At 59.0% G+C, this 12,405-nt stretch carries 14 protein-coding genes; 6 read left to right on the plus strand and 8 right to left on the minus strand.

What is annotated here, in order from left to right; all coding sequences use genetic code 11:
* Window positions 1-2 precede the first annotated feature (2 nt).
* From ngg to AB4N92_RS03275, 3 genes are read left to right on the plus strand one after another with little or no spacing between them, the layout of a single operon-like run.
* On the plus strand, window positions 3-1,736 hold the full coding sequence (gene ngg / locus AB4N92_RS03265) for an N-acetylglutaminylglutamine synthetase (RefSeq protein ID WP_044287586.1): 1,734 nt from the start codon (window positions 3-5) through the stop codon (window positions 1,734-1,736).
* Window positions 1,737-1,760: 24 nt separating this feature from the next.
* Window positions 1,761-2,945, plus strand: a complete 1,185-nt coding sequence (locus tag AB4N92_RS03270) for an osmoprotectant NAGGN system M42 family peptidase (RefSeq protein ID WP_010208883.1) — start codon at window positions 1,761-1,763, stop codon at window positions 2,943-2,945.
* Between the two features lie 59 nt (window positions 2,946-3,004).
* A complete protein-coding gene (locus AB4N92_RS03275) occupies window positions 3,005-3,232 on the plus strand; it encodes a YheU family protein (protein ID WP_003192759.1) in 228 nt (75 codons plus the stop codon).
* Window positions 3,233-3,240: 8 nt separating this feature from the next.
* Here the strand turns inward: AB4N92_RS03275 and csrA are convergent, their stop codons facing one another.
* Both csrA and AB4N92_RS03285 read right to left on the minus strand, forming a co-directional pair.
* Entirely contained in the window at window positions 3,241-3,444 is a 204-nt protein-coding gene (csrA, locus tag AB4N92_RS03280) for a carbon storage regulator CsrA (RefSeq protein WP_010208881.1), read from the minus strand.
* 129 nt (window positions 3,445-3,573) lie between these two features.
* Window positions 3,574-4,389, minus strand: coding sequence for an SDR family oxidoreductase (locus AB4N92_RS03285; RefSeq protein ID WP_010208880.1), 816 nt, complete (start codon window positions 4,387-4,389; stop codon window positions 3,574-3,576).
* Window positions 4,390-4,727: 338 nt separating this feature from the next.
* Between AB4N92_RS03285 and AB4N92_RS03290 the strand changes: the two genes are divergently transcribed.
* Window positions 4,728-4,880 (plus strand): DUF3309 family protein, encoded by a 153-nt coding sequence (locus tag AB4N92_RS03290; protein ID WP_010208879.1) that lies wholly within the window; start codon window positions 4,728-4,730, stop codon window positions 4,878-4,880.
* A 54-nt stretch (window positions 4,881-4,934) separates the two neighbouring features.
* Here AB4N92_RS03290 and AB4N92_RS03295 read toward each other — a convergent pair whose 3' ends face one another.
* The 3 genes from AB4N92_RS03295 to AB4N92_RS03305 form a co-directional block, all read right to left on the minus strand.
* Complete coding sequence (locus AB4N92_RS03295; protein ID WP_236267118.1) at window positions 4,935-7,022, minus strand: LTA synthase family protein; 2,088 nt, start codon at window positions 7,020-7,022, stop codon at window positions 4,935-4,937.
* Between the two features lie 295 nt (window positions 7,023-7,317).
* Window positions 7,318-7,509, minus strand: coding sequence for a PLDc N-terminal domain-containing protein (locus tag AB4N92_RS03300; RefSeq protein WP_003172956.1), 192 nt, complete (start codon window positions 7,507-7,509; stop codon window positions 7,318-7,320).
* A 68-nt stretch (window positions 7,510-7,577) separates the two neighbouring features.
* Complete coding sequence (locus AB4N92_RS03305) at window positions 7,578-8,108, minus strand: hypothetical protein (protein ID WP_010208874.1); 531 nt, start codon at window positions 8,106-8,108, stop codon at window positions 7,578-7,580.
* Between the two features lie 472 nt (window positions 8,109-8,580).
* Between AB4N92_RS03305 and AB4N92_RS03310 the strand changes: the two genes are divergently transcribed.
* Window positions 8,581-8,781, plus strand: a complete 201-nt coding sequence (locus tag AB4N92_RS03310; protein WP_106119544.1) for a hypothetical protein — start codon at window positions 8,581-8,583, stop codon at window positions 8,779-8,781.
* A 22-nt stretch (window positions 8,782-8,803) separates the two neighbouring features.
* Here AB4N92_RS03310 and AB4N92_RS03315 read toward each other — a convergent pair whose 3' ends face one another.
* On the minus strand, window positions 8,804-9,319 hold the full coding sequence (locus AB4N92_RS03315; RefSeq protein ID WP_021490800.1) for an ankyrin repeat domain-containing protein: 516 nt from the start codon (window positions 9,317-9,319) through the stop codon (window positions 8,804-8,806).
* A gap of 109 nt (window positions 9,320-9,428) precedes the next feature.
* Complete coding sequence (locus AB4N92_RS03320) at window positions 9,429-11,255, minus strand: long-chain-acyl-CoA synthetase (RefSeq protein ID WP_010208871.1); 1,827 nt, start codon at window positions 11,253-11,255, stop codon at window positions 9,429-9,431.
* Window positions 11,256-11,607: 352 nt separating this feature from the next.
* On the opposite strand from AB4N92_RS03320, the gene AB4N92_RS03325 reads away from it, so the two are divergent.
* Window positions 11,608-11,886, plus strand: coding sequence for a DUF3509 domain-containing protein (locus tag AB4N92_RS03325; protein ID WP_010208870.1), 279 nt, complete (start codon window positions 11,608-11,610; stop codon window positions 11,884-11,886).
* A 60-nt stretch (window positions 11,887-11,946) separates the two neighbouring features.
* Here AB4N92_RS03325 and AB4N92_RS03330 read toward each other — a convergent pair whose 3' ends face one another.
* Window positions 11,947-12,216 carry a response regulator transcription factor gene (locus AB4N92_RS03330; RefSeq protein ID WP_010208869.1) on the minus strand — a complete coding sequence of 90 codons (270 nt, stop codon included), beginning with the start codon at window positions 12,214-12,216 and terminating at the stop codon, window positions 11,947-11,949.
* Window positions 12,217-12,405: the final 189 nt, after the last annotated feature.

Genomic DNA, 12,405 nt, shown 5'->3' on the forward strand with positions numbered 1-12,405 from the left:
CAATGAAACCCCACGCAGCGGCTTACAGCCAACGCTTGCTCAAAGGCCAGGCGCCCACTTACGAGCGCCTGCAAGCCCGCCTGGCCGAAGATGGCAGCCCCTTGGCGGCCGAACCGATTGCCGTGCATTGCGGTTGGGGCCGATTGTTGATCGGTCATACATTTCCAGACCCCGCCAGCCTCGCTCAGGAGTTGCTCAACGAGCAGGCTGGCGAAAGGGATATCGCGCTCTACGTGGCCGCGCCCCAGCAGATATTGGGGATTGATCCGCAGCAGTTGTTCCTTGATCCGTCTGATACCTTGCGCCTGTGGTTCAGCGACTATCGCCCAGCGACTCGGGTATTTCGCGGTTTCCGCATTCGCCGGGTGCAGTCCGAGGCGGATTGGCTGGCAGTGAATCAGTTGTATCAAGGGCGCGGCATGTTGCCCGTCGACGCCGAACGCCTCACCCCACGCCACCAAGGTGGCCCGGTGTATTGGCTGGCCGAGGATGAAGACAGCGGCGCCGTGATCGGCAGTGTAATGGGCCTCAATCACCAGAAGGCCTTTCACGACCCGGAAAACGGTTGCAGCCTGTGGTGCCTGGCGGTCGACCCGCAATGCACCCGGCCCGGCGTGGGTGAAGTGTTGGTGCGCCATTTGGTGGAACACTTCATGAGCCGTGGCCTGAGTTACCTGGATCTGTCGGTGCTGCACGACAACCGTCAGGCCAAGAACCTCTACGCCAAGCTCGGCTTCCGCGCGCTGACCACCTTTGCGATCAAGCGCAAGAACGGCATCAACCAGCCGTTGTTTCTCGGCCCGGGCCCGCAGGCGGAGTTCAACCCCTATGCGCGGATCATTGTCGAGGAGGCCCACCGGCGTGGTATCGACGTACAGGTGGATGATGCGGATGCCGGGTTATTCACCTTGAGCCACGGTGGGCGTCGCGTGCGTTGCCGTGAATCCTTGAGCGATTTGACCAGTGCCATCAGCATGACCCTGTGCCAGGACAAAAGCCTGACCCATAAAGTGCTGAAAGCCGCCGGTTTGAAGCTGCCGTCGCAGCAATTGGCAGGCAGCGCCGATGACAACCTGGACTTCCTCGATGAACACCAGCGTATCGTCGTCAAGCCACTGGATGGCGAGCAAGGCCAGGGCGTGGCGGTGGATTTGCAGAGCATCGAAGAGGTGCAACAGGCGATTGAAACCGCGCGCCAGTTCGACAGCCGTGTGTTGCTGGAGAGCTTTCACGAAGGTCTGGACCTGCGCATCCTGGTGATCGGTTTCGAGGTGGTCGCCGCGGCGATCCGTCGTCCTGCCGAGGTGACCGGCGACGGCCATCACTCCATCGGCGCGTTGATCGAAGCCCAAAGCCGTCGCCGCCAGGCTGCCACCGACGGCGAAAGCAAAATTCCCCTGGATGGTGAGACCGAACGCACCTTGCAAGCCGCCGGTTTCGACTACAGCAGCATCCTGCCCCGTGGCCAGACCCTGGCCGTGCGCCGCACCGCCAACCTGCACACCGGCGGCTGCCTGGAAGACGTCACCGACATCTTGCACCCCACGCTGGTGGACGCCGCCGTGCGCGCCGCCCGCGCCCTGGACATCCCCATGGTGGGCCTCGACCTGATGGTGCCCGCCGCCGATCAACCCGAGTACGTGTTTATCGAAGCCAACGAACGGGCCGGCCTGGCCAATCATGAACCGCAGCCTACCGCGGAGAAATTTGTGGATTTGCTGTTTCCCCATAGCTGAACGATCCGAACCCCAGGAGTCTTTATGAGCCGAACCATCCCCGAACCGGATCTGAATTACCTGCAAAAAGTCCTGCTGGAAATGCTCGCCATTCCCAGCCCCACCGGGTTTACCGACACCATCGTGCGCTACGTCGCCGAGCGTCTGGAAGAACTGGGTATCCCGTTTGAAATGACCCGGCGCGGCACCATCCGCGCCACCTTGAAAGGCCAGAAAAACAGCCCCGACCGCGCCGTGTCCGCGCATCTGGACACCATCGGCGCCGCCGTGCGCGCGATCAAGGACAACGGCCGCCTGAGCCTGGCGCCAGTGGGCTGCTGGTCGAGCCGGTTTGCCGAAGGTAGCCGTGTCAGCCTGTTTACCGATAACGGCGTGATCCGTGGCAGTGTGTTGCCATTGATGGCGTCCGGGCATGCGTTCAACACCGCGGTGGACGAAATGCCGGTGAGCTGGGACCACGTGGAGTTGCGCCTGGACGCCTACTGCGCGACCCGTGCCGATTGCGATTCTTTGGGGATTGGCATCGGCGATTATGTGGCCTTCGACCCACTGCCGGAGTTCACTGAGAGCGGCCACATCAGCGCCCGCCATCTGGATGACAAAGCCGGTGTTGCCGCCCTCCTCGCTGCGCTCAAGGCCATCGTCGACAGTGGCGAACCCTTGCTCATCGACTGCCATCCACTGTTCACCATCACCGAGGAGACCGGCAGCGGTGCGGCGGCCGCTCTGCCCTGGGACGTCAGTGAGTTTGTCGGCATCGATATCGCCCCCGTCGCCCCCGGCCAGCACTCCAGCGAGCACGCGGTGAGCGTGGCGATGCAGGATTCCGGCGGGCCGTATGACTATCACCTGTCACGGCATCTGCTGCGTCTGGCGTCGGACAATGAACTGCCAGTACGCCGCGACCTCTTCCGCTATTACTTCAGCGATGCGCATTCGGCGGTCACTGCCGGCCACGATATCCGCACTGCCTTGTTGGCATTCGGTTGCGATGCCACCCACGGCTACGAACGTACCCACATCGATAGCCTCGCGGCCCTGAGTCGCTTGCTGGGCGCTTACATTCTCAGCCCGCCGGTGTTCGCCAGCGATGCACAACCGGCCCAGGGTTCCCTGGATCGGTTCAGTCATCAGATCGAGCACGAGACGCAGATGGAGAGCGACACACGTGTGCCGTCGGTAGACAGCCTGGTGGGCAACAAGTCCTGAGGCTGGCAACTGGGGTCCCGGCGCAGTAGCATCGCCGGGATCCATTACCCGAGGCTTGTATGCTGATTCCCTACGACGCACTTGAAGTCGACACCCTGACCCGCCTGATCGAAGACTTCGTCACCCGTGACGGCACCGACAATGGCGACGACACGCCCCTGGAAACCCGCGTGCTGCGCGTACGCCAGGCGCTGACCAAGGGCCAGGCGCTGATCGTATTCGACCCGGAAAGCGAGCAGTGCCAGTTGATGCTCAAGCACGATGTGCCCAAGCATCTGTTCGACTGACCGGGGTTTCAGGGGTTGGGCACAGGCACTGGAGGGTGTCTGGCGTCTTGGCGCTCAAGGATTTTCTGGTACACCTCCGCGCGATGAACATGCACCCCGGCCGGTGCTTCCACACCGAACTTGACCTGTTTACCGTTCAACTCAAGGATATGTACGGCGATGTCATCGCCGATGGAGATGACTTCGCCTACAGCGCGGCTTAAGACCAACATGGCGGTTGTCCTTTTAATAGTGAAAGGACCTTGACCATGCGCGCAGGGGATGGGTCGCAGCAATGGCTCGCGGCGAAAACAGGCAGCACCTACAAAGACAGGTAAATTGCCTGACAGACTAGCGCCTGATCAGCCCTTGGCCGCCTGCGCTTTGGCGCGCATTTTGTCGGCCATGGTGGTCATCTCGTCATAGAGCAGCTGCGGGTTCTTCTGCTTCAACGCCCACGCCATCCGCCCCTGTTCGTGGGGCAGGATCATGAACTCGCCTTCCGCGACGCGCTGGTAGATGTAATCGGCAATATCCGCCGCCGAGATCGGCGAGCTCTCAAGCAACTTGCCCACTTGGGCCTTCATCGCCGGGGTTGGCCCACGGAACGAGTCGAGCAGGTTGGTCTGGAAGAACGATGGGCACACCACGTGCACGCCGACTTCCTGCTGCTTGAGTTCCACCAGCAGGCTTTCCGACAGCGCCACCACGCCGGCCTTGGCCACGTTGTAGTTGCTCATCGCAGGGCCCTGCATCAGCGCAGCCATCGACGCGATGTTGATAATGCGGCCCTTGCTCTTTTCCAGCAGCGGCAGGAACGCCTTGCACCCCTTGACCACACCCATCAGGTTGATTGCGATCTGCCAGTCCCAGTCTTCCAGGGACAGTTCGGCGAAGAACCCGCCCGAGGCCACACCGGCATTATTGACGATCACATCGATGCCACCCAGCTTCACTTCGCACGCCTGGGCAAATGCGGTGAGCTGGCTGTAGTCGCGTACATCGCAGCGTTGGATAAAACCGTCGCCACCGCTCTCGCGTACACGCTTGAGGGTTTCTTGCAGGCCCGGTTCGCTGACGTCCGACAAGGCCAACTGCCACCCTTCACGGGCCCAGCGCAGAGCGATTTCGCGGCCCAGGCCCGACCCGGCACCAGTGATCATCATGCGATTTTGCATAGGAAGTAGCCTTGTGGTTCACGGAAGAAGTAACCGGCAGTGTAGCGAAGGTTTTTCCCACACCCATCCACCATCAGAGTGATGAATAGCCCTGGCAAACCGCGGGCTCGGTCGGATAGCGAGGCGTAGCCTAAGTTCAATCTTTTTCAACTAAGCAGAAGAAAGTGTTCACGCAGTAAAAGAAATAAGCGCCACTGCAAAATGCTTTAAAAAAACAGGGAATTTTCCACGAAGAGGTGCAGTCGGAGTTATTAAGGCGTCCGTATTTAAGTCGGTTTTAAGTCGGGCCTACTTTTTAAACAACCGGTCTTTAAAGAAGGCCTACAAGGAAAAAAACCATGAGCCTTATTCTGATCATTATCCTTATCCTCCTGCTGGTGGGCGGCCTGCCGGTGTTCCCGCACTCGCGTAGCTGGGGTTATGGCCCATCGGGCATCCTGGGCGTGGTCCTGGTCGTGCTGCTGGTGTTGTTGTTGCTCGGCAAAATATAAACGCAGGGCAAAAAAAGAGGCCTTCTTGAAGGCCTCTTTTTTATTGCCGGTCGATTAGTCCGGCTTACCGTCTACCACCCCTGCGGTGTTATCCAACAGGCTCTTGGTCGCTGTCTGCAGGAACGATTCAAGCTTCTGCTTCAGTGCGGCCTCGTCTGGCGATTCGGAAATGACCTTACCACTCGGCTCGGCGCCCAGTTCGTACGACCACAGCTTAGGCGGCATTTCCTTAGGCAATACCAGCACGCGGTCGCCCGTCAGCAGCGCCACGGTCTGGTCGCTACCCGACGGTTTGATCACGCCGAAGCCCTTGTCGCCTTCCGGCAGGTTCAACAGGTCGCGGCCCCAGCACTGGTGCAGGGTTTCGCCACCGAGACGGCCCATGATGGTCGGCACGATGTCGATCTGGGTCCCCACGGTGTGGTCACGCTCGCCGAACTTCTCCTGTATGCCCGGTGCGATCATCAGCATCGGCACGTTGAAGCGGCCCAAGTCCATTTCAGTAATCTGTTGCTCGTTACCGAAACCGTGGTCGCCGACAATCACAAACAGGGTTTCCTTGAAGTACGGCTCCTTGCGGGCCTTTTCAAAGAACTGGCCCAGGGCCCAGTCGGAGTAGCGCATCGCCGTCAAATGTTCGTCGAGGCTGCCACGGCCCGTGACCTTTTCCACCGGCAATGGTGTCGGCAACGCATACGGCGTGTGGTTGGACAGGGTTTGCAGCAGGGCATAGAACGGCTTGCCGCCTTCACGGGCTTTCAACTCTTCCAGACCACGGTTGAACATGTCCTGGTCGGACACGCCCCACGTCGGATCGGAGAACACCGGGTCGACGAAGTCGTTACGACCGATGAAGTTGGTCATGCCCTGGTTGCTGAAGAAGCCTGACTGGTTATCCCAGGCAAAATCACCGTTGTAGACGTACACGTCGTCAAACTTGCGCGCGCTGAGCAACTGCGGCAGGCCCGACAGCTTGTGGCTGCCTTCCGGGGTCTGCATCAGGTATTCGAACGCCGGCAGGTTCGGGAAGCACGCCATGGTGGCGAACATCCCTTGGTGGGTGTGCGTGCCGTTGGAGAAGAAGCGGTCGAACAGCAGGCCTTCCTTGGACAGTTTGTCGAAGTACGGCGTGATATTGCCCGGACGGCCCAGCGCACCGACCGAATGACCGGCGAAGCTTTCCATCAGGATCACGACGACGTTCTTGATTGGCAGGGTGTTCTCGGCCGGCGGGGTGAACTCACGGCGCACGGCGGCGGTGTCGGTATCCACCAGTTTTTCTGTCGGCAGCACCAGCATGTCACGCACGGTCTGGGTCGCCAGCGGCTGCTCCAGTGTGGCCTTCCAAGTGTTGTCACGGTGCTCGGAGAAACGTGCCTTGGCCGCGCCGATCAACGACAGCGTGCCATTGAGACCCAGCTGGTTGGCGAAGTTCGAGTCGGTGGTGTACACGTCACCCCAACGCAGCGGCGGGCCCTGGCGCAGGGTGCCACGAATGGCGACCACGGCGATCAGCAGGCAGACCATAAACACCGCGATGCGGGTGTACCACGGCGCTACTTGGCGGGTGCCGATGCTGCCACCGCTGAACGGGCCGCGTGGGCGCGTTGCGCGATCGGCACCTGTAAAGGCCATGCTCAGGATCAGCGTACCCACGGCCCAGGCCAGCAGGTAGCGCACCACAGGGAAACCGTACCAGAGCATGCTCATCACGGTACTCGGGTCTTCCTTCACGTACTGGAAGACCAAACCGTTGAGGCGCTGGTGGAATTCGCGGTAGAAGTCCATTTCCATCAGGCCCAGGAACAGGGCAATGCTGGACACGACGGTCAGCCACAGACGGAAGAACCCACGCGCGGCCATGGCGCGGACGCTGAACAGTGCCAGCAGCAGCGGGATCAACGCGTACATCACGAAGCGGATGTCCAAGCGCGTGCCATTGCCGAACGCTTCCAGGAAGGTCGAGGCCGGCGTGTCGAGGATCATCTCGCGGTTGTACACCAGCAGCGCGAGGCGCAGCAGGGAGAACATCACCATCATGACCAGTGCACAGAGCAGTGTGTACGCCAGATGGGATTTGACGGTTGGTTGCAGCAGGCGATTAGAAGCTCGCTGCTGATTCAGGGCGTCCGGGTTTGCCATGTCGTTTTAGGACCCATTGGAAGTTTAAGTGACGAAGTAGTGCAGTGGCGCAAATGGTGCCCGATCAACGGCAGCAAGGCTATTAATTACTGAACGCGCACCCCTGCCCCGCCTTGAGTGGCACTGGGATTAGAGCCCCTGGCAGGGAAATGAAGCCGGCGAATTGTCTTGGATGGGATGTGAAAATTCCGTGCAACGAATATTTCGATACACAAATCTAATGGGTGTACGCAAACCAATGTGGGAGCTGGCTTGCTCCCACACGAACGGTGCTCAGTCTAGATCTATCGGATAATCAAATCCGCACATTGCCCCGCGGCCCGGCAATCGCCCAGATGATCAGCCCCAGCACCGGCAGCAGTAGGATCAGCAAAATCCACAGCACCTTGGCGCCCGTGCTCGCGCCGCTTTTGAATACGTTGATGATCGCCCAGATATCCAGCGCCAGGATGATCAGCCCGATCAAGCCATTAAAAGTGGAACCCATGGTGTCGCTCCTAAAGTGAGGGCATGCACTTGTAGGATAGCCAGCCCTGGTGGGGGTTCCGTTTTATTTCAGACGTGAACGGCGATCTTCAGCGCTTCCAGGGACGGCTCGCCCTTGATGCCCAGTTCGGCGCACAACTCCAGCACCCGCGGCAGGTCGTTGCCGTAGACCAGCACGGCCTGGATCTCGTCATCCAGCAGTTGGCTGAAGTTAAGCAGCACATAGCCACCGTCTTCCGGACTCAGGGCACTCATCTGGATCTGGATGCGGTTCAACGCCGTGAGGTCTTCGGTCTTGGCCAGTTGCTTGGGTTTGAGGTTGAACGCCACGCCTGGGCCGAACGACGCGACGATCTGCGCGAACAGGTCGCCGTAGGTATCGGCCTGGAACAGCACGGTGTCTGGCAGGCTGCCGACCACGACCCACTCCCCCAACGGAATCGGGAAGCTGTCGTCGTAGTTGATATCCGGGTTGGCCGCCAGAAACGCCGCCGGGTCCGCGTAGGCCTGGGCCGCTTCATCGGCAATGCGCGCCACTTCATCCTCGCTCATGACGCCGGCGCTGATTTTGCTGATGAGTTCGACGAGGGCGGTTTTCATGGGCGTGGTCCTGTAGCGGGCTGAATTGGGGCCGGGAAGATAACACCGGCTACCCTGTACAACAACTTCGCGCAATTGTAGGACCTGCTCAGGTGCGTACGTAGTCCAATTCCGAAATTCCAACACGCTGATTTATGGCGCCTTCAGCTACTTATAGTCCGTGACACTGAAATACGAAAGCATGGGTTAGGTGCGCTGGGTTGCGCAATCATTGGAGGGGTCGCGGGCGGATTGGCGGGGGGCAATGTCGGAGGCTCGGTTGGCGAGGAATTTGGGGACATCCTTTATGAGGCAAAAGACTGATGGTCATGACATGGGAAAAAGTCGTCGTTCTCGTAATCGCCCCGCACTGGTACTGGACTGTGTACTCCATTGGTACCTACGTAAGTGGAGACTTGAAGAATTGGAAAGCTACTTCCCCAACAACCGTGAAGTACAGGCCGAAAAAAAGTTCTGGTGATGGAACACAGTCATGAATGAGTCATTCCGATTAAGCGCCATCATTGACTATGCCGTCAGACCCAAAAAAATGATCAAACGCGGCGAGATCACCGAAGAGGAGCTCGCCGCGATCCCTATTGTTTTGAAACGCTGGCTTATCGCTTACTACTGTTTTTCAAGGCTGCAAATTACCGGTGCATTCACTTGGTATGTTTGGGCCAAGCTACTGTAACCCGTGATTCGCCTTCCCCGGCCTACACCAGTTTTTGCAACTTCGCCGCCGTATCCACTGCGCCCATGGTGTGTGCCGCCGCCAACGCGGTTGCGCCCTGTGCATCAGTGGCCTTGGGATCGGCGCCCTGGCCGAGCAGGTAGTCGAGCATTTCCACGCGATTGAACATCGCGGCCATCATCAGTGCCGTACGGCCATCGGAGGAAGACGCGTCCACTGGCGCACCGCCTTCGATCAGTGCCTTGACCACCTCCAGGTTGCCCTTGAAAGCAGCACCGGCAATCGGCAGCTGGTTCTTGTCGTTGGCAATCAGCGGGTCAGCCTTGAATTCCAGCAGCACTTTTACCGCGTCGGCATGACCGTGATAGGCCGCAAGCATCAGCAAGGTGTCGCCATTGTGATTACGAAAGTTGGCTGGCAAACCCTTGGCCAGCAGTGCGGCGAGCATGGCGGCGTCGCCTTTGCGGGCGACGTCGAACACCTGCTCGGCAAATTCTGCGGCTTCGTCATCGGTCATTTGTTTGGCTTGGTCTGACATGTGGGGCTCCTTGTCTGGTCCTCTATATGGCGCCCAGTGTCGCGAGGGAGTTCCCACCTGTCATGGCTTTTTTGTCAAAAGCCTCCATAGGCATATTCAATCGCGCGGCTTAATAACGAAAGTGTCCGGCCTGGATCTGCGCCAACAGCTGCCCAGTGACCGGCACATAGCAGTCCGAACCGGGCAACCAGGCGTAGACCGGGTCATTGCCCGCCTTCTCCGGGTCGAACGCCTCTTCCTTGAGCTTCACCTTCTGGTATTTGAACGTACCGGTGGTCTCCATTTTGACCTTGATGCGCAGGAACAGCGGCACCGCGTAGTGTGGCAACTGGCCGTGGGCAAATTGCAGTAACTCACGCATATCCAACGAGGCCAGCGACTCACTCGGGGTGATGGCAACCATCCCGGCGCGGCCATTGGTGTTTTCGATTTCGACACCGTAGGCCACCACTTCAGCGATCTGCGGGTGTTGCAGCAGCACGTTCTCCACTTCGGTGGTGGAGACGTTTTCGCCCTTCCAGCGATAGGTATCCCCCAAGCGGTCGACGAATTGCGCATGACCGAAGCCGATGCTGCGCACCAGATCACCGGTATTGAAGTAGCGATCGCCCTTCTCGAACACGTCGGTGAGGATCACCTTACGGTTCTTTTCCGGGTCGGTGTAGCCGTCATAGGGCGACTTTTCATCGATCCTGGCCAGCAACAGACCTTGCCCGCCGGTCTTCACTTTAAGCATGAAGCCGTCGCTGCCACGAACCGGCTCGCCGCTGTCATGGGCGTAGTCCACCAGCGCCCAATGCTGCAGGCAAAAGCCGACGGTGTTGTCGAAATTCAATATGTTGGTGAAGCCGATGTTGCCGTCGCTGGCCGCATACAACTCGCAGACATGCTCAACGCCGTACCGCGCCTTGAACTGCGCCCACACGCCGGGACGCAGGCCATTGCCGACCATCTTGGTCACACGATGATCGCGGTCGCTGACGTTGGTAGGTTGATCAAGCAGGTAACGGCACAATTCGCCGACATAACCCAGGGTGGTCGCCTTGAACCGTCGAGCGTCATCCCAGAATTGGCTGGCACTGAACTTGCGCCGGATGGCAAACCCCGACGCCCCGATAATCGCCGAGCCCCAGCACACACAGAGACCGGTGGCGTGGTACAGCGGCAAGGTGCAATAGAGGACATCGTCCGGGCCCATGTCCAGAGCGATGCTGCCAAAACTGACGGCGGTCTTGGTCCAGCGGCCATGTTTCATGATGCCGGCCTTGGGCAGGCCCGTCGTGCCGGAGGTGTAGATATAGAAGCAGGGGTCGTTGAAGAAGATCTGCGCGCTGCTCGGCGGGTTATCCACCGGGGCTTCGGTGCTGGCGGCCATCAAGTCGGAGTACCCGTCAGGCAGCGCGCTGGCCTGTTGATCAGCGACAAACCAGGTGCGCTCGGCGGGAATCGCCACTTGATTGCGTACGGCCTCGTAGGCAGCCACCAATTCCGCGCCCACCACGATCGCCGCCGGGCTCACCAGGTTCAGGCTGTGCACCAGCGCCGCCTGGGTCTGCGCCGTATTGAGCATGGCGCAGATACCGCCCAACTTGGCGACGGCCAGCACATTCAGCAGCAACTCGGGACGGTTTTCGATGAACATCGCCACCACATCGCCCTTACGGATGCCCTGAGCATGCAAGTGGTGGGCGATACGGTTGGCCGACTGGTTGACTTCGGTGTAGCTGAGTACGCGGTCGGCGTACAACAACGCGGCGCCATCCGGATTGCGCAGGGTGGCTTGCTCGAAGTGCCAGCCCAGGCCGCAGGGTTGCTGAGGGTCGGTGACGTTGGCGGCACGCATGCCGCGCACTACCCGTGGCAGGGCGCGGACAATAGCGGGCACCTTACGCAGCATCATGCCCCAGGTAATCATGTCGTTTGGCGAATGGTTCATGGGAACGTCCTTTTTCTTATTCTTAGTAAACCTTGCAGGAAAGTACGTCAGCCTCTCTTGGGCTGTACACGCAGGATTTGAAAAGTTTTGTATCCCGATGAACGACCGATGGAAAAAGGAATTTCGCAACGCGGGCGCAGTCTTTAAGGGTAATGGCGCGTCCGTCCAGCCGTGTCGAGCCACGCAAAATGCAGGATGCATGATGGCCATTCATGCAAATTGCACGAAATCGAAAATTTACACTTTTTGTATCTTATTGATTTATAACGACATTTTATAAAATCAATAGCTGGCACAATCACTGCACCTATCACTCCATGCTTGCCAACTTGAGCCAACGGAGCTGATAGACATGAGCCTGATCCAAGATAAATTCGCTTCAGTATTTTCCAACTACGACGTCACCACTCAGCCACGTCCCGACGGTGGCATCCTGTTGACCCTGCGTAACAGCGAAGGCAAGCAGGTCAAGCGTTCGATCTCCTACCAGCAGTTGCACACTGCCGACCAGTTGACTTGGGTGATCAGCGCCATCCGCCGCGACCTGGCTGAACAAGCCAGCGACCTGCCCCAAATTTCGATGCTGCAAAGCCAGAACCGCTTTGCCCTGCCGACTTACCACTCGGCTTAAGCAGCCGATACAGAAAAGGGCCGCGACACCCAGGGTGTCGCGGCCCTTTTTTTGATGCCTTCAGCAAAGCCCCTTGCGCGCCGCTTCGTTCATCGCCTGGACACGGTTACTGACTTCCAACTTGCCGTAGATATTGCGCAGATGGAATTTCACCGTGGCTTCAGACGTGGCGCGTATCTGGCTGATCTCCCACACCGTCTTGCCTTCCGAGGCCCAGCGCAGTATTTCCAGCTCCGTGGGCGTCAAGCGCTTGCCCGCCAGATTAATACGCCGCCTGACTGCGTTGGGCACCAAATACGGGGCCGCTAACGATTTACTTGGGCCTCTCATTAGTTTCTCTCCTTTTTTATTGGCGGACGTCCTATCACCCTTCGGATTCCTCCTATTGACGGATGATATAAACGTGCTTACCGAAGAGAGTTACATAAGGCGTGGGATTAAAGCGTGGCCCCCAGAATAAACAGCAAGGCCCTACACGAGCTTAAGTTTCTTCCCACAACAACTTCCAACGTACGGGGG

The sequence above is a fragment of the Pseudomonas sp. S3_A09 genome (assembly GCF_054668065.1).